This is a genomic window from Lachnospiraceae bacterium JLR.KK008 (assembly GCA_037015955.1).
Classification (GTDB): Bacteria; Bacillota; Clostridia; order Lachnospirales; family Lachnospiraceae; genus VSOB01.
The window spans coordinates 1053702-1079294 of record CP143548.1; the positions used below are offsets into that span (position 1 = coordinate 1053702).

Consider the following 25593-nt stretch of genomic DNA (forward strand, 5'->3'; position numbering starts at 1 on the left):
GCGGTATTTTTCTAAAAAGTAACAGCTTTGTATTTTAAGGAAGCGCCGATTTCTTCATTGCTTCTCTATATTTTTTCATTCTGTTTCTGGCATCCTTTTGGTTTATTTCCTTATAACATTTTTTACAATACAGTACTCGGTTATTGGTTTTCTCTATTATGGAACCGCATTGTCTGCAACGAGAATATTTTTTATGATCTCTGACATGATAATATCTCTTTTGCCATTTTAAAATTTCTCCTTCTAAACTTTTACATATATATCCGACATAAAAATGATCTTCCGTAAGGAAATTTACCATGGCGCTTATTCTTGTGTTATCTTCATACTCTTCGATGAGCCTGCAATGATCGAAGCATCTCTTCAAAAATTCCTCCATGACCTTTTTGTATTCATTCCAGGATATCGTCATTTTTTCCATTTGTAATCTTGCTTTAACCTGAAGCGCTTTCTTCATACAATCATTGATACTGTCAGCAACAGTCTCTGCGTCCATATGTATTCCGGAAATCCATTGATAATACAATTTCTCAGGAGTTTTCAATAAATCCATATATTCTTTTTCTAAAATAACCTCCTCATCAAAGTATCTGGTATATATGTTGTTTATTTTTTGCCTGATAATAGCACGCCAATTCTCATCTTTAGTCACTGATTTATAATAGGTATATTCAATAGATGACCATCTGTCAAAAACCTGTCCGAGTTCTGTGTCCAGCAACTCTTTTTTCACGTTGAACCTGACCGCTTTTTTATAGAGTCTTCGTTTATTATCTGACGACCAGACGCAGGAGCAGAACGAGCGGAAAATTTCGTCTTTTTCTTCTGCTGTTGTCTCCCTGTAGTCTTCCAGAATCTCATATAAAAACAAATCTTTACATTCGTATATAAGTATCACCTGCCTTAAACTCGTAGTATTTGCCAAGATATTCGTAAGAATCGTTGGTCTGACGAGGGACCTCCCGTATTGAAACGTTTCGTTTGGGATTTGTGTGCTTCCTTAAATTATCGATTATATAATCGCCGTAACCGGTCCATGCCAGGGACTTACTGATAGAGACTGAAGAATAAGAAACTTTTATCACATAGTTTGCAATCAATTCTTCATCAATCTGTAAATTTTCTTCCAGGTGTTTTCTATATTTTGTCACAACAGCGTCCATATTAAATTTCAGATTCTCATCGTCGGACGAATCTCTGTGGAGATTGATATGTTGTTTGATTTCCGCGGCATATTGATTGATATACCGGCGGCATACTTTCATGATTTTCCTGTCGGATAAGTCCAAATCATGGTTGATGATCAGATATTTACTGTCAGACAAATGATTCACGTCGTTATCCCAGAGAATGTTTCTCTTTTCCCAGGCGCAAATATAATCGCATAATTCATTCATGGGAGAAGGGGAGTGGTAAGCGTTTAAATTTATCTTATCTTCTTGATTCTCCGTCTGCCTGTTCTTTTCTGATAAAGTCTGATAGGTTTTGAGCTTGGAAGGATAGTTATAAAGTAAAAAATAAGGAAGCTGTTTTAAATGTTTTCTAAGCCCGTGATTCATATGCCAGCGGACCCCCGTTTTTAAAAAGTCAATTTCTTTTCCCTGAAAAATTCTCAGTAAAGATGAATAATCAGAATACATTGTCCTGGTATTCTCATCCGTCGTATATCTGTTTTCGATACTGGTTGCGGCGTTGGTAATTTCACCGATACGATTGTCTCTGGTCATAACTTCATATTCGATAATATTTTCTTTTGTATACGGCTTTGACTGTACGGTGGCCTTATCCTCAATATCAAGAATGATATTTTTCTCAATCTTGGAGTCAATGATGACAGGCTCGTCACATAACAGGAAAATGTCCCCGTCGCAATCTGCGCCCCCTTGTTGCGGCAGAGACAGATCATACATATTAAACATGACAACATCCTGATCTTTAAAGTGTTCAAACCATCTGTTAGTGAGTGTATTCCTGGCAATCTTAGCTTTATTTACCTCCGAAGGATCTACCAGAGGAGATCGAAGTGATATAACATCACCGCAATCAAAATTACCGCTGTATAATTCTCCTTCTCCCAGACATCCGACCGGTTCTTGTCCGGCTGCATATTGTAAGTATCCGATCATATCTCCAACGCTGGCATGATAGAATCCGGAACAATATATTTTACCGACTTTTGCTTCCTCAATGGATTTTTTCAGTTTTCGGTATATAAATTGTCTCACTGCAGGATCTTTCAGCATGACATCATTGATTAGGGCAGCTTCAAGATATTTGCTCTCTGGCTCATAACCGTCGGTATCCATAATCCCCATGAATTTATAGGTATAAAACTTATCGCCTTTTATTATTTTTTCAAACAGGGCAGTGGTGTATTTCGCCAAAGTGATAATTTTACCGTCATGATTACTGTCAAGAATATCATAGTCGCCGATTACTTTATTCTCATAAGCAGCAATATAGTTTGGATTCCATAAATCCAGACATTGAAGATATTGAAAATTCATTCTGGTATATTTGTTCAGATGTTTTACATGGTGACTATACTTGCTGATCCCAAGTTTAAACTCATATTTCCTGACGGTATTCATATATTCTGTCCAGGCACTGTCACCATACTTTTCCAGGAACATCCTGTGTCCTTTAAACATGGAGATATTCCAGATACAATCAATTATGCTGACAGGATGCTTTGTGCCATAAATATCTGTAATGTATTCATATCCCCATTCCTTCAGTATCTGCCTGAAAGGAACATAAACCGAGTATCCCTTAATAAATGGCAGACGCACCTGGGCTCCAATGACATTGTAATCCATCCCTAACTGTGCACTTACGTTTTCCATAAAACCATGTTCATGACAACCGCATCCGTCAAACGGAGAAATTTTTACATCTTTATAGCCTTCTTCAATTTCCCGTGACATATATTTTTTTGTCTTGCCGGTTTCTTTGTCTGTCCATTCTTTTTCTCTTTCAACGACATACTTGATAAATCGATTTTGCAGAGTTTTCTCATATTCCCCAATTATTACAATATAGGGCATATAATCTTTCACAAGAGTGCAGGAGCTGAAAAGCAGGCATCTTTGCGCTTCATATTTGGAAATCACACATTCGTCAATTTTAATGTCCATTTGCGTAATCATATACAGTTCATCGAAAATGGCATCACATATAAAAGCTGTAATGCCATCTTTTCCCTGTGATGCGGATTTTCCGAATCGGGAATAATGAATACCATTGTATGTAAATCCATGATCTAACAGATATTTTAAATGTTCTTCCTGCTTTGGATTCTTCTTTGCCGTAACGAGGATGATTTCGTTTATATGGGAGGAAAATTCTCCACGCAATCGTTCGATCTGATCAAACAGAAGGGAATCACCTTGGGCAATCAGGTATTCTTCACGGATTTCCGTTTCTCTGCTGACAGTAGCGTTATAATTTTGTTGTATAAGTTCTTTGATTGGCACTTTAATCAGTGTGTATTGTGTTGCTTTTATTGTAATCACCTCCTGACGAAATCCCGCTCCCATAAGATTTATTTCTTTCCATGATTTCTCTGTTTATCCTGCATTGCCTGTCAAATTGATGATCGCCGGCGATACGATTTGCAATCGGTGATCCTTTGGTATTGTTGCGGCCTCTGCTACCCGTATTAAAATCGGATAGATAGATTACTCCGCCAAAAGTGCGATGGGCTGTCTCATGTAAATGATTTGTCATTTGCATCTCCTTTCAATCAGTTTTGCTTTTTTGCATGTTCCTGATTATTACTTCTACATTTAGTTTCTAAAATTCTAAAGTTTCGAAATAAAAAACAGAGGAGAATTTATGTTTGCGCATAAAAATAAGACAGATGATTTTCACCTGTCTTAATAGAGTTGCAAATATAATTATTTTTTATCATGTATCTTTGGTCAACGATGTTGCAGTCGCGGCGCAGTTTCCTGATTGAAGGATTTTAAACGAAGTTCGATTAACAGCTGATCGTATCCAAGTAATCTTGCCAGTTGTTCCGCAGAATAATTCCTGTTTTCTAATATGGTTTCATCTGGTATTAATAAATTAACCGCAAAGGTGTTGGCTTCTATCTCCAGCTTATCTACAGAAAGAAACGTTCTGGAACGAAGGAATGGAGTGGAAGCATTGGGATGTAGAATCGCGTGTCCTAATTCATGGGCACATGCAAAAAATGTATCCTGTTCATTGAGAGAAGAGTTGATGTGAATTTGCTTCATGCGCAATGGATTATTGTAATATCCGTTAACGCTACCTAATTCCTCATAGTAAACCGCAATCTTTAAGGCATCTGCCAACTCAAAAGGATTGGAAGTATGATATTTTTTTATCAGATATAAAACGGTATCTTTTATGTTCAAAATAGTGTTCACTTCCTATTCCTTGTCAGATCTGTATTGTTTAGGAGTAAATTTTTTGGCATTGATTTTCGCTATCCGGATGCTGTTTTCCAAACTTGCCTTTAAAAGTTCTCTTGTCGTATCATCCAGCGGTTCACCGGAGAACATTAGTCCTTCTTGCGCTTCGAGAGCGGAGAGCGTATTTTCAAGACGCCTGGCAATATCTTTTTCGTCTTTTGTATCCGGAATCATTATATCAGAATCCGGTTTGTCTGTCATTAAACGGTCGATAGAAACATTAAAATAGGAAGACAGTTTTTTCATAACTTCGATACTGGGAGAACTGACTTCCCATTTTGATGAGGCGCCATTGCTGATACCGATTTCCTGTTCCAGTTTCCGCTGAGTGATGCCATGCTCTTTGCATAATTGTTTGATTCTATCCAGTAATGACATAAGATTCCTCCTGAAATTTACTGAACACTTTCAGTGCATCTGTTGACGTGATGAAAATATTCAGTATAATAAATGATATGCAGAATAAGTTCAGCAAAATACTAACATATGCTTGTAATACTGCTATTTTATTACATAGTAAAAATAATGTCAATCTATATTGCTGAAAATATTCAGCTATGAAAGAGGAGGAGAAAGAACATGCTGTGTAAAAGATGTATGACTGTAATGGGAACCGGAACATCATATGAACAAGATAAAGATGGAAAGCCATTGGCAAGAAGATTCCATGAATGCAAAAAGTGCCATGACAGGTTTTATATAAAGGGAGGTGTGACAATATGGAGCAGGTATTAATTACATATTATGCGAACAATGCAAGAAAACTTCGCGGTATCGTTGATAAAATTCTGGTAAAGTTTGGCGGGCTGTCGAATAAGGATCTGGATGATTTCTATTCGCTTGCGAACGAAGTGTTTGTCGATGTTATGAAACGATGTGATGATTCACAGTCATTTGATGCGTTTCTGTATGCTTGTCTGTCAAATAGAATTAAGACAGAGATGACGAGCAGAAATCGTGAAAAACGAAAGGCGGAGAGACTGTCTGTTTCCCTTGAGATACCTGTTGGCAATGATGAAAATTCTACGATTGGTGATTTACTTGTTGATGATTTTACGATTGAGAAAGCGCTTTTTGAGAACAGAGAAGAAGGATATAGTCAGAGAATGCTGACGTATCTTGGAAGATTGTCTGATCTGCAAAAAGAAGTTTTACGACTGCTGACAGGCGGATATTTTCCTGATGAGATCAGACGACAACTACAGATAACAGAAAAACAATATGCGGATTGCAACGCGGCAATTCGTTCTTATAGAAATGTTTCAGCGTTATTCCAGTGAATATCATCGGAAACAGCAGGAGGAAATTTAAAATGGCAAGACCCAGAAAACAAACGTATCCTTTGGAAACATATTTGAACAGCAATAAGGATGGAGATATTTCCAATCATGCAGACACGCAGAGAAAACCGGCATGGAAAGCAATCATCAATGGTCTGATTGTAACAATTCTCACAGATGATTATATTCCTCCGATTATTTTAGCAGAAGAAGCGGACAGTCAGCTTGATATTGTTGACGGAGGCAGCAGAACCGCCGCTTTTATGATGTTCAGATATGGTAATTATAAAATTTCGCCTTCCGTTGAGAATTCGATAATTCCATATAAGAAAAAAGACAAAGACGAAAGCGGAACTATTATCTGGAAGGACGCCTCCTATGATATTAAGGGAAAGACTTACGATCAGCTTCCGGATGAACTGAAGAAGAAATTTAATGCTTATCAGATCGAGACTGTGATTCATGAAAACTGCGACAAGAACAGAATCGCCACCTATATTAAGCGATACAATGAACATTCTTCCATGAATACCAATCAGAAGGCATTTACATATATTGATAAATATGCGAATCGTATTCGTAAAATGATGGAGGGCAAATTTTTTCTGGATTGTAATGTTTACTCTGGCAACGACAATGAAAAAGGTGTGATTGAAAGAATTATTGTGGAAACAGTCATGTGTATCAACCACTTTGAAGCATGGAGTAAACAGGCGAAGAATCTCTTCCGGTATATCAACAACCACAGCAGTGAAAAGGAATTTGATAACCTAGAAGATCATCTGCATAGATTGGGCAATATTGTTACAGCGGACATCAAAGATATATTTAATAAAAAGGATTCTTTTATTTTTTTCACTCTGTTTGATCAATTTACCAAATTGGGTATCAGTGATGACAAATTTGCTGACTTTTTAAGAGAATTTAAATATCATTACAGAGAAACAAAAAGAAACAATCATGGTCTTTTATTTGATGAGATAAAACAGAACAATAGTACGAAGGATAAACAGGTTATCATTGATAAATTAGCGCTGCTTGGCAATCTGATGCATGAATATCTGCACAGCGGCAGTGCAGAATCTTATTCTGACAGTGCGGAAAAATTTATTTCAGAAAATTTAGAACTGGATATTGACGAATTCCATGATGATTTGGAGGATTACGAAAGTACACTGGATCGGCTGCTGGATCATACGGTGAGAGACGGTTCCAAATTGTTAGAGCGGCAAAATCGATTCTCTCTATTGGCAATGATGATCTATTCTTATAAAGAAGATCAGGATTTAGATGAATGGATGGCAGATTACGCCAGTAAAAACAATACTTATGATACTGATCAGAAACAGAATTTTCTACATATGAAACAGGACTTTGAACAGTACAGGAAGAAACGGAGCGCGTGAGGAGGAAATTTGTGATGAATATGATTGGTTATGCGTTAATCATGGCAAAGAGATTTTATGATGAAGACACTTACAATCATGCAATAAGAGTTGCTACTTATATAGCGGAAAATCCAATGATTCACGATGAAAATATGGAGGACTGTATTGCTTTGGGAATTATGCATGATCTGTTGGAAGATACAAAGTATTTGAGCGGTGGAATTAACGATTCTCATTTCAAAGAATGTCTGGAACTGCTTACAAGACCGAATGATATGGACTATATCAATTACATAAAAAATATCAGAGAGTGTTCCGATACGAATCCGGAATCTTATTGGGTAAAACTCGCCGACATCAAAGATCATTTGTCAGAAACAGATACTTTAACGGACGAGTTAAAAGAAAAATATTTAAAGGCATTGCCATATTTATTATAAGAATGGTATGATTGATCTGTCATACGTGCAAGAACACATGGACATATGGAACGGAATAGAACAAACGAAAATGGAAGCAAAGGGGCTCGAACCCTTGACCTCCCGCTAGTCAGGCGAGCGCTCATCCCAGCTGAGCTATGCTTCCATCTGATTTATTATATCATATTCGGACGGAGATTGGAAGAAGAAAAACAGAAAAACTATATTTCATCAGGAGAATCATATGCAGATACAGAGATCACAGGAATTATACCGGGAGGCGCTGACCCTGATGCCCGGCGGCGTCAACAGTCCGGTGCGGGCATTTGGCAGTGTAGGAGGCACGCCGCTCTTTATCAGGCGGGCGCAGGGAGACCGCCTGGTCGATGAGGACGGCAATAGCTGGATCGATTATGTGTGTTCGTGGGGGCCGTGTATTCTGGGCCATGCCCATCCACAGGTGGTGGAGGCCGTGCGGGAGGCGGTCTGCGACGGGCTTACCTATGGAGCGCCGACGGAAAAGGAAGTGAGGCTTGCCGGTATGATCCGCGCGTGTATGCCATCAATGGAAAAGCTGCGGCTTGTCAATTCCGGCACAGAGGCGGTTATGAGTGCGATCCGGGCGGCCAGAGGCTATACGGGCAGAGAAAAGATCGTCAAGTTCAGAGGCTGTTATCATGGACATTCCGACAGCCTGCTCGTGAAGGCGGGGAGTGCGGCGCTGACAGGCGGGGTGCCGGACAGTGCCGGCGTACCGGTTTCCTGCACGGAACATACACTCATCGCCTCTTACAATGACCGCGAAGACGTGGAGAGGCTGTTCGCCGCGTATGGAGAGCAGGTCGCCTGTCTGATCGTCGAGCCGGTGGCGGCCAATATGGGCGTTGTGCTTCCTCAGGAGGGATTTTTGGAATTCCTGCGGGAGATTACCGAAAAATATGGTGCGGTGCTGATTTTCGACGAGGTAATCACAGGATTCCGGCTGGGGATCGGCGGTGCGCAGGCGCACTATCATATCGCGCCGGATCTGACGACGCTGGGGAAGATCGCAGGGGGCGGGATGCCTTTGGCCGTATACGGGGGCCGGAAGGAGATCATGGACTGTGTGGCTCCTCTTGGCAGCGTATATCAGGCGGGAACCTTGTCCGGGAATCCGATTGCCACAACGGCCGGGATAGCGACGCTCTCCGTTCTCATGGAGCATCCGCAGATTTATGATGAGGTGGAGGAAAAGGCAGCCAGACTGGCGTCAGCCTATGAGAAGACGGGACGGGTACAGATTAACAGGATCGGTTCGCTGCTCTGTGCTTTTTTTGCGGAAAGGCCGGTGACAGATTATGACAGCGCCGTTGCTTCTGATACCGGAACCTATGCGCGCTATTTTAAACATATGTTAGATTATGGTATCTATGTGGCTCCGTCTCAGTTTGAGGCGATGTTTGTCTCCGCGGCGCACAGTGCGGAAGATATTGAGAAGACCGCACGGGCAGTTGAGACATTTGCATAAGATATGGGCGTGTATTGTTATGTTAAGTAAAAGATAAGCCCGGCGGCGCCGCTGATCAACATGATTGCGATCGGATTGATCTTCCATTTCCGCAGCAGGAGCAGCGCCGCCAGAAATATGAACAGCGCGGCCCGATCAAATGATAAAAAATTCAAATGGGATCTGGCGCCGCCATACAATGCCGTCATCAGGATTGTGACCGAGGCCGAAATGATCAGCCCCAGGGACGCAGATTTCAGTCCGTTCAACACTTCGAGCGCATAGACAGACTTTTGGTGAGTCTGGAAAAAGCAATATAATACGAGAGAAATGATAACACCGCAGAGTACACATCCGGCTGTTGCGGCCAGAGCGCCCGCGAATCCGCCGATCTGCAGCCCAACGAAGGTCGAGGTATTTACGGCCAATGGTCCCGGCGTCATCTGTGAGATGGTGATGATGTCGGTAAACATTTTCTCGCTGATCCAGCCGGTCTTTTCCACGACTTGTTCCCGGATCAGAGGTATGATTGCGTAACCGCCGCCGATACTTAATAAGCCGATTTTCAGAAATTCAAGAAATAAATTCCACACAGGATTCATTTACCTTTCCTCTTTTTATAAAACACCTGAAAGATACACAAAAAGCAGCAGATTATGAGTATCAAAGCCACGTTGATACCAAATAGGAAATTTGCCATGAATGAGAGAGGGATCATGGCAGATAAAAAGAGAGAACGCCTTTTCAGAATCAACGCACACATATCAGTGATCAGATCAATCATTAAAGCTGCGACACCGGCTTCCATTCCCTTTAAGATTGCCGTAACGATTTCGTTTGAGACAAATAGTTTATAAAATGCAGAGACAACTGTGAGGATGATGAGTGGAGGGAGGACCGCGGCAAGACAGCTAATCAAGGCTCCCGCGATACCGGCGACTTTATATCCGGCCAAAGCAGAGAGATTGATTGCGATCGCTCCGGGCGTCGACTGGGCTATGGCCGCCATGTTGATTAATTCTTCTTCCGTAAAATATCGCTTTTTTGCTACGAAAAACCGACGAACCATCGGGACAACGATATATCCGCCGCCAAATGTGAAAGCGCTGATAAAGAGATTGACTGCCAGGAGCCAGCCATAGGTTTTCAGATTGTGTTTCAAATTATCCCTCCTTTGCTCTGCTTATTATATCTTTGGAACAATAATCTGTAAAATGCTATAATTTCATATTATCCATCTAATTTATTCATGCCTAAAAGGGGAACATGACATTGAGATCAAAGGAGAAGACATGGTAATACGATACCTGGAGATTTTGGAAGCGGTTGCTGAGACCGGAACATTTACAGGAGCCGCCAGAAAACTGTATATTACACAGTCGGCAGTGTCTCATGCCATCGCTGAACTGGAAAAGCAGGCGGGAACCGCTCTTTTTGAACGTTTTCCCAAGGGCGTTGCCCTTACCCGCTGTGGGGCAGCCCTTCTGGAGGAGTCGCGAAATATTCTGACGGCCTGCAGAAGTTTAGACAGGAGAATTCATCATCTGGAAGAAAACACGCCTGTCAATATCGTGTCGAGTATTACGGTCGCCTCTTTTCTGCTTCCTGAAATACTGAGCGAATTAAAAAGCTCATCCCCGGAAGTTCAGGTTTCCGTCCGGGTTGCAAGCGCAAATGCTGCGATTGATATTTTGCAGCGTGGGAATGCTGATATTGCATTTTGGGAAGGAATTGCCCCTGAGGGTGATTTTCAGAAGATCCGTCTGGGTGCATATCGGCTGTGCGCTGCCTGTGCGCCTGATTTTCATTTGCCAGACCGGATGATGACACCGGACCGGCTATGCAGCTATCCGCTGCTGCTTCGTGAACAGGGGAGTGCAATCCGTGATACGTTTGACCGGATGCTCGCGCTTGTCAATTTGAAAGCGGAACCTGTCTGGGAGAGTGTGAACTCACTTGCTCTGATCAAGGCTGCTGAGGCTGGGCTGGGCATTACTGTTTTGCCGGAAAAGTTACTGTCGGATTCTTTGTTCCTGAAGAAATTGTGTTTGATTCCTGTTGATCACATGGAAATGGAAAACCAGATGCTGGCGTTATACCATAAGGATAAGTATATGACAAAACCTTTTCAGATTTTGACAGACAGGCTGAAAAGCAGAGAGGTATCCTGCTGTTTCCTGACATGATACCCTTTGTCCACTGAGGTTATTATTCCTATATTAATGATTGACCTTTACAAATCCGCTCTGCTAAGGTATAGTAATACCTATGAAGCAGATGCGGATTGTCTTTTTGTTTCCGGTGCGATACCAATGTTATCTCACGGACTCCGTTTCTAAATTCTTTTCTACATCAATTCGATCGAATTTCATTGATTTCCATCTGATTTTGTTTATTTCTTCGACACAGTAATGTTATTTGCCTGCCTTTTCAATTCTTTTTCATGGCGGCGCGTTTTCTCATCGTCGGGTCAAGGATTTTCTTACGGATCCGCAGACTTTCAGGTGTGATTTCCAGAAGCTCGTCCGTGTCGATAAACTCTAACGCCTGTTCCAGACTGAGAACTCTCGGCGGCGTCAGACGAAGCGCTTCGTCTGCGCTGGAGGAACGGGTATTGGTCAGATGCTTTGTCTTGCAGACATTCAGTTCAATATCTTCCCCTTTTCCATTTTGCCCGATTACCATGCCGGCATAGACTTTTTCACCGGGTCCGATAAAGAGCGTTCCTCTTTCCTGGGCGTTGAAAAGTCCGTAGGTGATGGCTTCGCCTGCCTCAAAGGCAATGAGAGACCCCTGTTTTCGGTATTGAATATCGCCTTTGTAGGGACCGTAGCCGTTGAAGACGGAATTCATGATGCCGTTGCCTTTCGTATCGGTCAGGAACTCGCCGCGGTAGCCGATCAGCCCTCTTGCGGGGATCGAAAACTCCAGACGTGTGTAGTTTCCGTTGATCGGTTTCATATTTAACAGTTCCCCCTTGCGGGTGCTGAGTTTTTCAATGACCGTACCGGAAAATTCTTCGGGCACATCTACGTACACCAGTTCCATCGGCTCCAGCTTCTTGCCGTCTTCGTCCGTATGGTATAAGACTTCCGCTTTACTCACGGCAAACTCATAACCTTCCCGGCGCATATTCTCTATGAGAACGGACAGATGCAGTTCGCCTCTGCCGGACACTTTAAAGCTCTCTGTCGTGTCTGTCTCCTCCACCCGCAGGGATACGTCTGTGTTCAGCTCGCGCAGAAGTCTGTCGCGCAGATGGCGGCTTGTGACATACTTGCCTTCTCTGCCTGCCAGCGGGGAATCGTTGATGATAAACTGCATGGCGATCGTCGGTTCGGAAATCTTCTGAAAGGGGATTGGCTTCGGATTTTCCGGGGAGCAGAGAGTATCACCGATGTGAATGCTGGCGATTCCGGAGATGGCCACGATTGAACCGAAGCGGGCCTCCCTGACTTCTGTTTTGCTCAGACCGTCAAATTCATATAATTTACTGACTTTTACTTTCTGAGATTTGTCCGGATCATGGTGATTGACGATGACAACTTCCTGTCCGACGCTGATCGAACCGTTGTCTACTTTGCCAACGCCGATGCGGCCTACATATTCATTGTAATCGATCGTGCTGATGAGCATCTGGGTACCGGCGTCGGGATCGCCGACCGGTGCAGGGATATAATTGATGATCGTCTCAAAGAGAGGGATCATATCGGTGTTTTCACTGTCAAGATCGAGTGTTGCCGTTCCTTCTTTGGCGGAGGCGAAGACGAAAGGACAGTCAAGCTGTTTTTCGTTGGCCTCCAGGTCGATAAAAAGTTCGAGCACTTCGTCGATGATTTCCTCCGGGCGCGCTTCCGGGCGGTCGATTTTGTTGATGCAGACGACGACCGGATGGTTCAGTTCCAGTGCCTTTTTCAGTACGAATCTTGTCTGCGGCATTACGCCCTCAAAAGCGTCTACGACAAGGATGACGCCGTTTACCATTTTCAGAACCCGTTCCACCTCACCGCCAAAATCGGCATGTCCGGGTGTGTCGATGATGTTGATCTTCGTACCTTTGTACATGACGGCAGTATTTTTGGAGAGAATGGTGATACCCCGTTCTCTTTCGATGTCACCGGAATCCATGACCCGTTCTGCCACTTCCTGGTTTGCCCGAAAGACGCCGCTCTGCTTCAGAAGCTCGTCCACAAGGGTTGTCTTGCCATGGTCCACGTGCGCGATGATTGCTACATTTCTTATATCGTTTCTTGTCTGTTTCATAATCTCCTCCATCAATAAAAACCAAATAATTATAGCATTCCGCGGAAGAAGTTGCAAGCAGGAAGAAATGTCGAATCCGCAGTCCGGAATTGTCGAATCCGGCGTCGGATACAAGTTCTAACAAATAAAAAGTTACATATATTAGTAATACATCACTGGAAAAAATTCTTTGAATTAAGAAGGGAGAACAACAATGACAGATAAGGTAATTGAAAACAACCAGGTAACGATCATGGGAGAGGTCATAGGTGATTTTGTATTCAGCCATGAAATTTTTGGAGAAGGATTTTATATGGTGGATGTAGAAGTGGCCCGTCTCAGCGAATCTTCGGACGTTATTCCGGTCATGGTCTCAGAGAGACTGCTGGATGTCAGTGCGGACTATAAAGGAAGATACTTGTGTGTGACCGGACAATTTCGTTCTTACAACAGACATGAGGAAAAGAAAAACAAGCTGGTACTCTCCGTGTTCGCCAGAGAAATTGAATTTATGGAGGCCATAGAAGAGAGTGCGAAAACAAATCAGATCTATCTGGACGGTTTTATATGTAAAGAGCCGGTATATAGAAAGACGCCGCTCGGAAGAGAGATCGCGGATCTGCTGCTGGCGGTCAACCGGCCTTACGGGAAATCTGATTACATACCATGTATCTGCTGGGGAAGAAATGCCAGATATGTGAGCAGCTTTACGGTAGGCTCCAGATGTCTTGTGTGGGGCAGGATTCAGAGCCGGGAATATATGAAAAAGATTTCAGAAGAGACGACGGAAAAGCGCGTTGCCTATGAAGTGTCGGTGAGCAAACTGGAACTTGCTGACGAACTGGAAGAAAGCTGCCAGTAATCTCTGTTCAGGAGCAGAAAGACGATTGACAGTGTTTTTTATGTCTGTTATGATAAATGTATTCTAATAAAGCAATAAAGTGCATAGAGGCTGGCTCATCGGTATCTGAGCCAGCATTTTTACATTATCGTCTAAGGAGGAAAGAGAGATGGCAGTATTCAAAGGGGCGGGTGTGGCGATCGTTACACCATTTCATGAGGATGGTTCCGTAAATTATGAGAGTTTTGCAGAGCTGTTGGAATTTCAGATCGCAAACGGAACGGACGCGATTATCGTCTGCGGTACGACGGGAGAGTCGTCTACACTGACACATGAGGAACATCTGGATGTGATTCGCTATTGTGTCAAACAGGTGGCAGGAAGAGTGCCGGTCATCGGCGGTACGGGTTCCAACTGCACGGAGACGGCGGTCTATCTGTCTCAGGAAGCGGAAAAAGCAGGGGTGGACGGTATTCTTGTAGTGACACCCTATTATAATAAAGCGACACAGAACGGACTCTACAACCATTTCAAAAAGATTGCCGATTCCGTTTCCGTGCCGATGATTCTGTATAATATCGCAGGCCGTACGGGGATTAATATCGCACCGGAGACGATCGTGAGACTTTGCCGGGACGTGAAAAATATCGTTGGCGTCAAAGAGGCCTCCGGAAATATTTCTCAGGTTGCCAAGATTATGTCTCTGGCTGACGGCTGTGTGGATCTGTATTCGGGCAATGACGATCAGATCGTTCCGCTGCTCTCGCTCGGCGGCAAAGGTGTGATCTCGGTTCTTTCCAATGTGGCGCCGAAGCAGACGCATGACATCTGCGCAAGGTTTTTTGAGGGAGATGTGGAGGGAAGCCGGAAGCTCCAGCTGGATGCCCTCTCTTTGATCGATGCGCTGTTCTGTGAGGTGAACCCGATCCCGGTGAAGGCGGCGCTCAATCTTCAGGGCAGAAAAGCAGGGTCTCTGCGTATGCCGCTCACGGATATGGAGCCGGAGCATGTGGAGAAGCTGAAAAAAGCCATGAAAGAGTTCGGAATTCTGTAGAATATACGGTATAAATCTTGACAAACAGGGGAACTTTTTGTAAGATTTACTTGATTCATGCTGACATATAATAAGAAGCTGAATTCTATCATGAATGATATTAGAGTAAGGGAAGGGAGTAGTTATCATGAATTGGACAGTCACAGACAGTAATGGACAGACGCATAATCTTGCGTGCAAGGCAAAGGCTTTCACAGGCCCTCACATCACGGTAGATTCTAATACATACCGTGTAAAATCAAGCAACTGGTTTGTAAATCTGGTTGATTACAGTGTGGATTTTCCGGGAGCGAACTGCCATATCGTAATGATTGGCAACAAGATGAGACTTGCGGTAAACGGTGTATATCAGGATGACGGAAGTGCATATGAACCGATGACTTCGATTCCGGCATGGATATGGGTCCTGGTGGCGCTGAGTGTGATAGGCGGATATTGCTGCGGAGGAATTATCGGTATTGCGGTAGGTGCGGTATTCAGTACAATGTATATCACTAACATTTTGAAGAAAAATACCACTAAGGTATTTATCTGGTTTGGTGTGTTTGTTGTAATCGCCATTATCCTGCTTTTCCTTCAGTTCCAGCTTGTGGCATTGACGAATTCCGTGTATTGATAAATACAGAGGCAGCGTATGAACGAGAATCAGAACAATAGTCAAAACAATAACGGGTATACGACGTTTACACCCAATAATTATAACGGTCCGGTCGTAGTGGCCAATGCGATTCCGGAGAAAAACGGCAAGTATGCGGTGGCCAGTCTTGTACTTGGTATTTTGTCATTGATCTTTTGCTGGACGATAGCGGCAGGATTTGTAATGAGCATCATTGGTCTTATTATGGGCATCATCAGTCTTGCTAAGAAAAACCCGCAAAAGGGTATGGCGATCGCCGGGGTTATCCTGTCAGTGCTGGCGCTTCTGCTCAGCGTGGCAATGGTTGTTGCAGTCGTTGTGATGGCAGGAGCAGGATACTTATAATATGTAGATTGAGGAAAAAGGAGAAGAGTGCTCCGGATATTGTTCCGGGGCACTCTTTGTAACATTTATGTGAATACAAGTGGCAAATGGAATGATTGGCAAGAAAGCAGGGATAATTTATGGTAAAGATCATCATACATGGATGTAATGGCCGCATGGGGCAGTTTGTCAGCAAAATGGCGGCGGAAGACAGTGAAGTGGAAGTAGTGGCGGGGATTGATCTCTCGGATCATCGGGACAATCCCTATCCGGTCTTTGATGAGATCGGGAAATGCGAGACCTCGGCAGACGTGGTTATCGACTTCGCATCGGCAGCGGCGGTGGACGGACTGCTGGATTATTGCAGGGAGAAGAAAGTGCCGTGTGTACTCTGTACAACCGGACTCAATGAAGAGCAGCTCAGGAAAGTGGAGGAGACAGCAAATGAGACCGCGGTTCTGAGATCAGCGAATATGTCGGTCGGTATCAATCTGCTGCTAAAATTATTGAAAGATGCGGCCGGGGTACTGGCGGCTGCCGGTTTTGATATGGAGATCGTGGAGAAGCATCATAACCAGAAACTTGACGCGCCGAGCGGTACGGCTCTGGCTCTGGCAGATTCGCTGAATGAGGCGCTGCAGGGGGAATATGAATATGTGTATGACAGAAGCGCCCGCAGACAGACACGGCCGCAGAAGGAGATCGGCATCTCGGCGGTGAGAGGCGGCACGATCGTTGGGGATCATGACGTCATATTCGCGGGTACAGATGAAGTGATCACATTTTCGCACAGGGCCTATTCAAGAGAAGTGTTTGCAAAAGGAGCAATTCAGGCTGCGAAGTTTCTGGCCGGGAAACCGTCCGGGTATTACAGTATGAACGATGTGGTAGAAGGAAAGTAAGAGATGGAGATAGCAACGGAAAAAATCGGTGAAGATGTCATAGAGATGGAGCTGATGTATTTAAAGACTCTGGCAAAGCAGTATCCGACGATCGCCTCGGCGTCCACGGAGATTATCAATTTACAGGCGATTCTCAATCTGCCCAAGGGGACGGAACATTTTCTGACAGATATTCATGGGGAATATGAGCAGTTTAATCATGTGCTGCGCAACGGTTCGGGCTCAGTCAGAAGCAAGATTGATGAAGAGTTTGGCAATACACTGAGCAGCAGGGATAAGAAAAGTCTGGCGACGCTGATCTATTATCCGAAAGAGAAGCTGGAGCTTGTGCTGCAGCAGGAGGATAATATTGACGACTGGTATAAAATTACACTCCATCGTCTCGTACAGATCACCAAACGTGTCTCTTCCAAATATACCCGTTCTAAGGTGAGAAAGGCATTGCCGAAAGATTTTGCCTATATTATCGAAGAACTGATCACGGAGAAAGCGGACATCCAGGACAAAGAGGCTTACTATAATGAGATCATCCATACGATCATCCGTATCGGCAGTGCGCCGGGTTTTATCGTGGCGCTGAGCCGGCTGATCCAACATCTTGTCATCGATCATCTGCATATTGTGGGAGATATTTATGACAGAGGTCCGGGGCCGCATATCATTATGGATACACTGGAAGAGTATCATTCCGTTGACATTCAGTGGGGCAATCATGACATTGTCTGGATGGGGGCGGCCAGCGGACATCTCGCCTGCATAGCCAATGTCATCCGTGTGGCCGCCAGATACGGCAATCTGGATACACTGGAAGACGGCTATGGGATCAATCTGATACCGCTTGTGACATTTGCCATGAAGACATATGCCGATACAAACTGTGACCTCTTTGCGATCAAATATAATACCAATTATAATACGAAAGACCTGGGCATAGATATGAAGATGCACAAGGCGATCGCGATTTTGCAGTTTAAACTGGAAGGTCAGGTCATCAAGCGTCATCCGGAGTTCCGGATGGAGGACAGGCTTTTGCTTGACAAGATCGACTATGAAAACAAAACGGTTATGATCGGCGGCAAGGCTTATGAGATGCGGGATGTGGATTTTCCCACGGTCAATCCGGAAAATCCCTATCGGCTGACAGAGGAGGAGGCGGAACTGATGGAGCGGCTCCGGCAGGCTTTTGTCCACTGCGAGAAGCTGCAGAGACATATCCGTTTCCTGTTTTCCAAGGGCGGTCTGTATAAAGTATATAATTCCAATCTGCTCTATCATGGCTGTGTGCCGATGGATGAGGAAGGTAATTTTAAAAGAGTCGAAGTGGATGGCAGGCAGTACAGCGGCAGGGCACTGTACGATGCGCTCGAGCATTATGCGAGAAAAGGATTTTATAACCGGCGTAACGTGGCCGAGAAGAGAAAGGGGCAGGATATTCTGTGGTATATCTGGGCCGGTCCCAATTCTCCGGTGTTCGGTAAAAATAAAATGGCGACGTTTGAGCGGTATTTCGTGAAAGACAAAGAGACGCATGTGGAAGTAAAGAACAGCTATTACCGGCTGATGGACAATGAAGAGATCGTCAATAAGATCCTGCGTGAGTTTGGACTTGACGAAACGAAATCTCATATCGTGAACGGCCATGTCCCGGTTGAGCTGAAGAAAGGGGAGACGCCGATCAAATGCGGCGGTAAGCTGCTGATCATTGACGGCGGATTTTCCAAGGCTTATCAGGGAAAGACGGGTATTGCCGGCTATACGCTGATTGCCAATTCACATGGTATGCGTCTTGTCGCCCATGAGACATTTGAGTCCAAAGAAGCGGCGATCCAGAACGAGTCGGATATTTTCTCCGATTCCATCGTTATTGAAACGGCTGTCAATCGTCTGCAAGTGGCGGACACGGACATCGGCAGAGAGTTAAAGAACAGTATCTGCTATCTGGAGCTGCTTCTGCAGGCATATCAGGATGGCAGTCTTGTGGAAAAGGTAAAATAAAAAGGACTGTTGCATCTCATAAAAAGAAATGCAACAGTCTTTTTCAGATCCGCTTTTTCTGTAAAGTACCGTATGCGGGTCAGATCAATCGTTATTGGAACCTACCACATCATCGGTAACATCGGAGACACCGTCTGCGATGTCGGAAACGCCGTCTGCGGCATCATCGACAACATCGCCTATCGCATTGCCGGCGTCGTCGAGTACGGTTTCGTTGCCGCCGTTTGTCGTGTTATCCGTTGTATTCTGATCGTTGTTGTTATTGTCGGCGTCTGTCGTATTGGTATCCGTGCCGTTACCTGTTTCTGTACCGTCGGTGCCGGTGTTGCTGTCCGTAGTTCCGGCTGTCGTATCAGTTGCAGCACCGTTTGTCGTGTCATTGGTCGTGCCGTTTGTTGTTCCCGTCTGATTGTTCTCATTGCTTTTTTTACCACAGGCGGCAAGCGCTGCGCACAGCATGATGAGAACAAGAGAGAGGGACAGCATTTTTGCGTACTTTTTCATAATCTCGCTCCTTTTCTTTTACACTGATCGCACTGCGGCGGCATGAAAACAGATCGCGGAAGCGATCGGCCGCAGGCGGAGAATCCTGCAAGCAGGCTTCTTTCTTGGTAGTATGTTCCGTGAAAAAATTTTTATACATGTTTTAAATGAAATGACGGGGCGGGAAATCATTGTATGAAAATGGCAGTTGAGATAAAATAGAAACTAGGAAAACTAAAGAGAATGATAACAGGAGATTACTATGCAGTTCAGACCATGCATTGATATTCACAATGGCAAAGTGAAACAGATCGTAGGCTCCAGCCTGCGGGATGCGGATGATTTTGCGCAGGAAAATTATACGGCGGAGCATGATGCTGCCTATTACGCCCGACTATACAGAGAGAAAGGAATCCGCGGCGGACATGTGATTTTATTAAACGGAGCGGACAGTGCATATTTTGAAGCGACGAGAACGCAGGCACTGCAGGCGTTGAACGCATATCCCGGCGGCCTTCAGGTCGGCGGAGGGGTGAATGCAGAGAATGCGGTCACGTATCTGGATGCCGGAGCATCCCATGTCATTGTCACATCCTATGTATTTCGTGATGGCAGAATTTACTATGAAAATCTGCAAAAACTTTGCCGTGAGACAGGTAAAGAGCGCCTTGTACTTGATTTAAGCTGCCGGAAACGTGATGGACAGTATTATATTATGACGGACAGATGGCAGAAATATACGGACCAGATTCTGGACCGGAAAATATTGGAATTTCTGTCGGATTATTGTGATGAATTTTTGATTCATGCCGTTGATGTTGAGGGAAAAGGAGATGGCATTGAAGAAGAGCTTGTGAAGTTTTTAAGTGATTTTGAGAAAATTCCCATCACTTATGCGGGTGGCGTCCACAGCTATGGAGATATTCGGCTGTTAAAAGAGAAAGGACGCGGCCGAATTCATGTTACGATCGGCAGCGCCCTTGACCTGTTCGGGGGTCATTTGAAACTGGAGCAGATATTAGCGGAAGTCAGTGGATAGATTACAGATCAGTAATTGTTTTCTGTGGAATCTCCTCTTCCGGCTGGGGCGGCATGGACGCCGTATACGACAGGGTGATACTTCCGAGCGGATTGTCGTCCTCGTCGTAGAAGGTCACGGTAAAGGGGTCCTCGCCAAGCTGATAAATTTTAATGTCCAGTTTTCCATCCTGTTGGAATTCTTTTTCATTGAAGCGGACTCTGTTTTCGTCATAGTTTTCCACTCTGGCAAGAACAGCGGGCTTTCTTACAAGGATGTCGGCAGTAAGCACGTCACCGACAAAGACGGCGGAACCGCTCGGGAGAGAGGGGACGACGCCGTAATTGGCCACGCCGTAACACCAGGAGGAGGCGTCTGTCAGCTCTTTGGAACGGATTGTTCCGTCGCTTGAAGTAAAGGCGCCTTCTTCCAGGTTTACATAATAAGTTTCACCGCTTTCAGGAGTATCCGCCAGGCGGATGACCAGGTGTGTGCCGCTGTTCCAGCCAAGCAGGCTGAATGTGGAATCCTGTTCACCGACAAGACATTTCTCTTTGTCCTCTAAGTTGATCTCTTCCACGACGGAATCGTCAGAGAGTCTGTGGACCGTCATTTTTCCTGTGCCGGGGATCACGTCCTGGCGCTTGAAGTAAGCGTGGAGCGTATTGCTTCCATATACCATATAATACCCTTTTTCATTGGGCATGAAGCTCACCGGACCGATGGAATCACCGGGCAGCGGAGCATCTTCGGAATCTTCGCCGGCCGGGGCAGCGGATGGTTTGTCCTCGGCGGTCTCTTCTTTGGCGTCGGTTTCCTGGCTGTCACTTTCTGCCGTGTCGGCTTTGTCGTTATCTGCTGCCGGAGCCGTCTGCGCCGTTTCAGGGGAAGGGACTGCAGCGCTTTCTGAGCCGCACCCGGTCAGCAGGGCGGCAGCTACAGCCGCTGTCATAATAAAAAGTAATGCCGTTTTTTTCATGATAGTCTCCTTTCTGATGTTTCGGGAAAAAAAGAACCAGCCTTTGAGGCTGGTCCCTCTCATAATCCGTTAAAACAATATTGCGTATTTCTAAAATAAAATGAATTTTCGGGTCAATTTATATTAAGAAAAGGCACATCGAAAAACTGATTATAGAGCGTTACAAGATGATCTTATAACTTAGTTACGTTTACTGCCTGCGGTCCTTTTTCTCCGTTCACTACTTCGAACTCAACAGAAGCGCCTTCTTCAAGAGATTTGAAGCCTTCCATATTCAAGCCTGAGTAATGTACGAATACATCATTTCCCTGCTCATCGGAAATGAAACCATAACCTTTTTGGTTGTTGAACCATTTTACTGTACCTTTGTTCATTCAGATACCTCCAAAATAATATATGAAATTGTTGAATACAACAAAACTAGAATAGCATATAAAGAAAAAAAAGTAAAGAAAAGAAGACAAAACTTTCATTGAAAATAAAAAAATATTACAGAGTTATTAAGATAAATTTTACAAAACAGAAAAAGTGTGATAAAATCATTCGTACGGAGGTGAAAACAAGTGGAATCCGGAAAGCATAAGAAGAGAATCACTTATACGATCATGATAATTCCTGATTCTCCGGATGGAGGTACACATCCTTTTTATCTGAAGCAGAAAATGATAACGACTGTTCTCAGTCTGACTGCGGTGATACTGGCAATATCGCTTGGCGCCGCAATATTTTTCTGGGCATCTTTAAAGAGGGTGCAGCCACGGGAGGAAGAGCTACAGCAGCAGATAGCAGAGTTGACAGAAGATAATATACAGCTTGAAAAGGACAATCTGGAATTAACCGAAAAGGTTACTATTCTAAGCGATACAGTTGCGAAGAATGCGGAGACGCAAAAGGAACAGGAAAAGGAAGAGGAGGAAAAAAGAACTCCCACAGGATTTCCTCTTGCGGGCAGAGCGACCATACTGCAGAGTTCTGAGACGGATGCAGCTTTGACGGCAGAGGCCGGGGACACAGAGGGCGGTGATGGTGACGCACAGGAGGAGACCATACAGGAGCCGATCGTGGTATTCTCTGCATCTGTTGGCACAAAGGTGATTGCCACAGCCAGCGGAACGGTCGTTTCCGTAGAGGATGATGAGGTTTATGGACACAGGATAACGATTGACCATGGAAATGGTTATATGTCGATCTATCGCGCGGCTTCCGACCCAAGAGCAGCGGCGGGGGATGAAGTGGAATCAGGCAGCGAACTGTATGAGATGCAGATTCCGGACGAGAGATTGGGTTATCAGATCACACAGGATGGTACACTGATAGATCCGCTGGATCTGTTGGAAGTATACGGTTAGGAGGGGACTATGTTATCAAAGAAGAACAACAATGACGCAGTAAACGGGAACATTAAAAGTATCATCGGGCAGGATGCCGTGTTTGAGGGCACCCTGCACGCAAAAGATACGACAAGGGTAGATGGGCTGATCAAAGGCGATGTGGAGATCGGAGAGGCTCTGATACTTGGTGTTACCGGTAAGATCGTGGGCAATGTCAATGCGTCTACGATCATGGTTGGAGGACAGGTGGAAGGAGATCTGAATGCAAAAGATAAGATCGTGATCTCAGCCACCGGTAAAGTTACCGGAAATATACGTGCGAAGAAGCTGATCGTGGATGAGAACGGTGTATTCCGCGGACAGTGCTTTATGGGGGAAGAGGTTATCAAGAAGGAAGAACCTCAGACCGCTCAGACGGCAGTCAAAGACGAAAAGAAAGATAAGATCTGAAAGTTTACATAAATCTGTAAAAAAGGATCAAAATGAAAACAGGAATTTCCGCAAGTCATTACAGAACAAAATGGCTTTCGGGAACTCCTGTTTTCAGTTATATCATCTTTCAGACCGGGTGGCCCAAAGAGGTATTTTCCTCTTGCCCGTTGACCGGTGAAAATCAATAGGTTCTTTTATTTTTCTGCAAGTCTGTCAAAGATCAGATCATAGCCATCGTTGCCATAATTCAGAGAGCGGTTGACACGGCTGATTGTGGCTGTGGAAGCTCCTGTTTTTTCGGCAATCTCCAGATAGGTCTTATGTTCCCGCAACATTGTGGCGACTTCGAATCTCTGAGAGAGAGATAACAGTTCGTTGACGGTGCACAGGTCCTCAAAAAAACTGTAACACTCTTCCTTGGAATGTAAACATAAAATGGCGTCAAACAAATGATCGACCGCCTCTGTCCGGATTTTCTTGTTCATGATACCCTCCTTTGCTACTCTGCTAACATTTTAACATACGAAAGTCAGGGAGTAAAGAGACAATGGGAATCTGAAAGAACTGCTTGTCATGTAGTTCTAAAAACTATATACTATATCAAAAGAGGTGTAGAACATGACGATAAACACAGAAGATTTGCTGAACAGCATTATGGAAAGTTTTGACAGGATCGGGCATGTGAGGTCGGAAGATATTCCGAACATTGATCTGTATATGGATCAGGTGACGACATTCATGGACCGCAACCTGAAAAATACGACGCGGGACCCGGACAATGACAAAATACTGACAAAGACAATGATTAATAACTATGCAAAAAACAATTTGCTCCCGCCGCCGGTAAAAAAGAAATATTCCAAAGAGCATGTGCTGCTTTTGATCTTTATTTACTATTATAAAAATATATTGTCGATTACGGATATACAGACATTGATGTCACCGATAACCGAGCACTATTTCGGCACGGCAGACAGTCTTAATCTGGAGGCAATCTATGATGAGGTATTCCGCCTGCAGGGGGATCAGATTGAACGCCTGAAAAAGGATGTCCTGGACAAGTATAAAGATGCGCAGGGTTCCTTTGCGGAAGCCGGGCAGGGTGAGCAGGATTTTCTGCACATGTTTGCATTTATCTGTTATCTGAGTTTTGACGTGTATGTGAAAAAACTGCTGATCGAAAAAGTGATTGACAGCTTCCAGAAAGCGCAGACAGGTAAGGACAATAAGACGAAGGACAGGAAGAAGGATTAGGGAGACATCTCTTGTCCGTTACCGTTCTATTTGATAAAATATAAGGAAGAGCTTCTTAATATCTACCAATAATCATGTCTTACAGGAGGGAAAGAAATGGCGGAAAAGAAATATGATGTGTTGGCGCTGGGGGAACTTTTGATTGATTTTACAGAGAATGCAGTCAGCAGTCAGGGTAATCCGATGTTTGAGGCGAATCCGGGCGGGGCGCCGTGTAATGTGCTGGCGATGCTGAACAAGCTGGGAAAGAAGACCGCTTTTATGGGAAAAGTAGGAAAAGACCAGTTTGGCGTTATGCTGCGAAATGTATTGAACGAGCTGGGAATCGGTACGGAAGCGCTTTATGAGGATGAAGATGTGCGCACGACGCTTGCCTTCGTACATACGGCAGAAGACGGGGACCGGGATTTTGCATTTTACCGGAATCCGGGAGCGGATATGATGCTGGATGTGTCCGAGGTCCGGGAGGAGATGATCATGGATGCGAAGATTTTCCACTTCGGAACGCTCTCCATGACGCACGAAGGCGTCCGGGAGGCCACGAAAAAAGGACTGCGTATTGCCAGAGAACATGACATTCTGATTTCTTTTGATCCGAATCTGCGCCCGCCGCTGTGGAAGAGTCTGGACGAGGCGAAAGAGCAGATCTTATATGGATTGGGGCAGTGTGATATTCTGAAGATCTCTGATGATGAGATTTTGTTTGTGTCCGGCTGCGATACGATAGAAGCGGGTGTGGACTGGATTCGGGAGCGTTACGGCAATATTCGCCTGCTGCTGGCGACGCTCGGGAAAGAGGGAAGCTATGCGTATTATAAAGATCAGAAAGTGATGGCAAAACCGTTCCTCAATCCGAATACGATCGAGACGACAGGGGCGGGAGACACGTTCTGTGCCTGCATTCTCAACTATGTGCTCGAACACGGTCTGGATGAACTGAACGAGAAAGACCTGCTGGAGATGCTGACATTTGCCAACGGCGCTTCCAGTCTGATCACGACAAGAAGAGGCGCGCTGAAAGTGATGCCCGAGAAAGAAGAAGTGGAACAATATATTTCCGGCAGGTAACGTCCGATTCAGTCAAGG

27 protein-coding genes and 1 tRNA gene are annotated in these 25593 nt (G+C 44.5%); 16 read left to right on the plus strand and 12 right to left on the minus strand.

Features of this window, described 5'->3' with window-relative positions:
* Window positions 1–34 precede the first annotated feature (34 nt).
* From V1224_05290 to V1224_05305, 4 genes are all read right to left on the minus strand, one after another.
* The gene (locus V1224_05290; protein ID WWR16848.1) at window positions 35–925 is read right to left on the minus strand and encodes a hypothetical protein; all 891 of its coding nucleotides are present in this window, start codon (window positions 923–925) and stop codon (window positions 35–37) included.
* The gene (locus V1224_05295) at window positions 876–3539 is read right to left on the minus strand and encodes a hypothetical protein (protein WWR16849.1); all 2664 of its coding nucleotides are present in this window, start codon (window positions 3537–3539) and stop codon (window positions 876–878) included. Before V1224_05295 ends, V1224_05290 begins: the two co-directional genes overlap by 50 nt.
* Before the next feature lie 384 nt (window positions 3540–3923).
* The gene (locus V1224_05300; GenBank protein ID WWR16850.1) at window positions 3924–4385 is read right to left on the minus strand and encodes an ImmA/IrrE family metallo-endopeptidase; all 462 of its coding nucleotides are present in this window, start codon (window positions 4383–4385) and stop codon (window positions 3924–3926) included.
* 15 nt (window positions 4386–4400) lie between these two features.
* The gene (locus tag V1224_05305; GenBank protein WWR16851.1) at window positions 4401–4820 is read right to left on the minus strand and encodes a helix-turn-helix transcriptional regulator; all 420 of its coding nucleotides are present in this window, start codon (window positions 4818–4820) and stop codon (window positions 4401–4403) included.
* A 341-nt stretch (window positions 4821–5161) separates the two neighbouring features.
* Between V1224_05305 and V1224_05310 the strand changes: the two genes are divergently transcribed.
* Genes V1224_05310 through V1224_05320 form a run of 3 tightly spaced genes read left to right on the plus strand, consistent with a single transcriptional unit; the run spans window position 5162 to window position 7550 of the window.
* Complete coding sequence (locus V1224_05310; GenBank protein ID WWR16852.1) at window positions 5162–5722, plus strand: hypothetical protein; 561 nt, start codon at window positions 5162–5164, stop codon at window positions 5720–5722.
* A 32-nt stretch (window positions 5723–5754) separates the two neighbouring features.
* Window positions 5755–7128, plus strand: coding sequence for a hypothetical protein (locus V1224_05315; protein ID WWR16853.1), 1374 nt, complete (start codon window positions 5755–5757; stop codon window positions 7126–7128).
* A 14-nt stretch (window positions 7129–7142) separates the two neighbouring features.
* Entirely contained in the window at window positions 7143–7550 is a 408-nt protein-coding gene (locus V1224_05320) for a hypothetical protein (GenBank protein ID WWR16854.1), read from the plus strand.
* Between the two features lie 71 nt (window positions 7551–7621).
* Here V1224_05320 and V1224_05325 read toward each other — a convergent pair.
* Window positions 7622–7695, minus strand: a tRNA-Val gene (locus V1224_05325).
* A 78-nt stretch (window positions 7696–7773) separates the two neighbouring features.
* Here V1224_05325 and hemL point away from each other — a divergent pair.
* A complete protein-coding gene (hemL, locus tag V1224_05330; GenBank protein ID WWR16855.1) occupies window positions 7774–9036 on the plus strand; it encodes a glutamate-1-semialdehyde 2,1-aminomutase in 1263 nt (420 codons plus the stop codon).
* A gap of 17 nt (window positions 9037–9053) precedes the next feature.
* On the opposite strand, the gene V1224_05335 is transcribed toward hemL, so the two are convergent.
* On the minus strand, window positions 9054–9617 hold the full coding sequence (locus tag V1224_05335) for a chromate transporter (GenBank protein ID WWR16856.1): 564 nt from the start codon (window positions 9615–9617) through the stop codon (window positions 9054–9056).
* Window positions 9614–10177 (minus strand): chromate transporter, encoded by a 564-nt coding sequence (locus V1224_05340; protein WWR16857.1) that lies wholly within the window; start codon window positions 10175–10177, stop codon window positions 9614–9616. Before V1224_05340 ends, V1224_05335 begins: the two co-directional genes overlap by 4 nt.
* 130 nt (window positions 10178–10307) lie before the next feature.
* Between V1224_05340 and V1224_05345 the strand changes: the two genes are divergently transcribed.
* On the plus strand, window positions 10308–11201 hold the full coding sequence (locus V1224_05345; GenBank protein ID WWR16858.1) for a LysR family transcriptional regulator: 894 nt from the start codon (window positions 10308–10310) through the stop codon (window positions 11199–11201).
* Window positions 11202–11445: 244 nt separating this feature from the next.
* Here V1224_05345 and typA read toward each other — a convergent pair whose 3' ends face one another.
* A complete protein-coding gene (gene typA, locus V1224_05350) occupies window positions 11446–13278 on the minus strand; it encodes a translational GTPase TypA (protein ID WWR16859.1) in 1833 nt (610 codons plus the stop codon).
* Window positions 13279–13471: 193 nt separating this feature from the next.
* On the opposite strand from typA, the gene V1224_05355 reads away from it, so the two are divergent.
* The 6 genes from V1224_05355 (at window position 13472) to V1224_05380 (ending at window position 19010) form a co-directional block, all read left to right on the plus strand.
* Window positions 13472–14119, plus strand: coding sequence for a single-stranded DNA-binding protein (locus V1224_05355; protein ID WWR16860.1), 648 nt, complete (start codon window positions 13472–13474; stop codon window positions 14117–14119).
* A gap of 148 nt (window positions 14120–14267) precedes the next feature.
* The gene (gene dapA / locus V1224_05360) at window positions 14268–15152 is read left to right on the plus strand and encodes a 4-hydroxy-tetrahydrodipicolinate synthase (protein ID WWR16861.1); all 885 of its coding nucleotides are present in this window, start codon (window positions 14268–14270) and stop codon (window positions 15150–15152) included.
* A gap of 127 nt (window positions 15153–15279) precedes the next feature.
* On the plus strand, window positions 15280–15768 hold the full coding sequence (locus tag V1224_05365) for a hypothetical protein (protein ID WWR16862.1): 489 nt from the start codon (window positions 15280–15282) through the stop codon (window positions 15766–15768).
* Window positions 15769–15786: 18 nt separating this feature from the next.
* Window positions 15787–16134: a DUF4190 domain-containing protein gene (locus V1224_05370; protein ID WWR16863.1), complete on the plus strand. Its 348-nt coding sequence runs from the start codon at window positions 15787–15789 to the stop codon at window positions 16132–16134.
* Window positions 16135–16253: 119 nt separating this feature from the next.
* Window positions 16254–17015 carry a 4-hydroxy-tetrahydrodipicolinate reductase gene (dapB, locus tag V1224_05375; protein WWR16864.1) on the plus strand — a complete coding sequence of 254 codons (762 nt, stop codon included), beginning with the start codon at window positions 16254–16256 and terminating at the stop codon, window positions 17013–17015.
* Window positions 17016–17018: 3 nt separating this feature from the next.
* Window positions 17019–19010, plus strand: coding sequence for a fructose-1,6-bisphosphatase (locus V1224_05380; protein WWR16865.1), 1992 nt, complete (start codon window positions 17019–17021; stop codon window positions 19008–19010).
* Window positions 19011–19094: 84 nt separating this feature from the next.
* Here the strand turns inward: V1224_05380 and V1224_05385 are convergent, their stop codons facing one another.
* Window positions 19095–19514 carry a hypothetical protein gene (locus V1224_05385; GenBank protein WWR16866.1) on the minus strand — a complete coding sequence of 140 codons (420 nt, stop codon included), beginning with the start codon at window positions 19512–19514 and terminating at the stop codon, window positions 19095–19097.
* A gap of 241 nt (window positions 19515–19755) precedes the next feature.
* Between V1224_05385 and hisA the strand changes: the two genes are divergently transcribed.
* Complete coding sequence (gene hisA, locus V1224_05390) at window positions 19756–20532, plus strand: phosphoribosylformimino-5-aminoimidazole carboxamide ribotide isomerase (GenBank protein ID WWR16867.1); 777 nt, start codon at window positions 19756–19758, stop codon at window positions 20530–20532.
* 1 nt (window position 20533) lies between these two features.
* On the opposite strand, the gene V1224_05395 is transcribed toward hisA, so the two are convergent.
* The gene (locus V1224_05395) at window positions 20534–21490 is read right to left on the minus strand and encodes a hypothetical protein (protein ID WWR16868.1); all 957 of its coding nucleotides are present in this window, start codon (window positions 21488–21490) and stop codon (window positions 20534–20536) included.
* 173 nt (window positions 21491–21663) lie between these two features.
* A complete protein-coding gene (locus tag V1224_05400; GenBank protein WWR16869.1) occupies window positions 21664–21864 on the minus strand; it encodes a cold-shock protein in 201 nt (66 codons plus the stop codon).
* Window positions 21865–22053: 189 nt separating this feature from the next.
* Between V1224_05400 and V1224_05405 the strand changes: the two genes are divergently transcribed.
* Together V1224_05405 and V1224_05410 are read left to right on the plus strand one after the other, a co-directional pair.
* Window positions 22054–22839 (plus strand): peptidoglycan DD-metalloendopeptidase family protein, encoded by a 786-nt coding sequence (locus V1224_05405; GenBank protein WWR16870.1) that lies wholly within the window; start codon window positions 22054–22056, stop codon window positions 22837–22839.
* Window positions 22840–22848: 9 nt separating this feature from the next.
* Window positions 22849–23271: a polymer-forming cytoskeletal protein gene (locus V1224_05410; protein ID WWR16871.1), complete on the plus strand. Its 423-nt coding sequence runs from the start codon at window positions 22849–22851 to the stop codon at window positions 23269–23271.
* A gap of 176 nt (window positions 23272–23447) precedes the next feature.
* On the opposite strand, the gene V1224_05415 is transcribed toward V1224_05410, so the two are convergent.
* Window positions 23448–23738 carry a YerC/YecD family TrpR-related protein gene (locus V1224_05415; protein ID WWR16872.1) on the minus strand — a complete coding sequence of 97 codons (291 nt, stop codon included), beginning with the start codon at window positions 23736–23738 and terminating at the stop codon, window positions 23448–23450.
* A gap of 133 nt (window positions 23739–23871) precedes the next feature.
* Here V1224_05415 and V1224_05420 point away from each other — a divergent pair, with 133 nt between their 5' ends.
* Both V1224_05420 and V1224_05425 read left to right on the plus strand, forming a co-directional pair.
* Complete coding sequence (locus V1224_05420) at window positions 23872–24507, plus strand: DUF1836 domain-containing protein (GenBank protein ID WWR16873.1); 636 nt, start codon at window positions 23872–23874, stop codon at window positions 24505–24507.
* Between the two features lie 96 nt (window positions 24508–24603).
* A complete protein-coding gene (locus V1224_05425) occupies window positions 24604–25575 on the plus strand; it encodes a PfkB family carbohydrate kinase (GenBank protein WWR16874.1) in 972 nt (323 codons plus the stop codon).
* Window positions 25576–25593 lie beyond the last annotated feature (18 nt).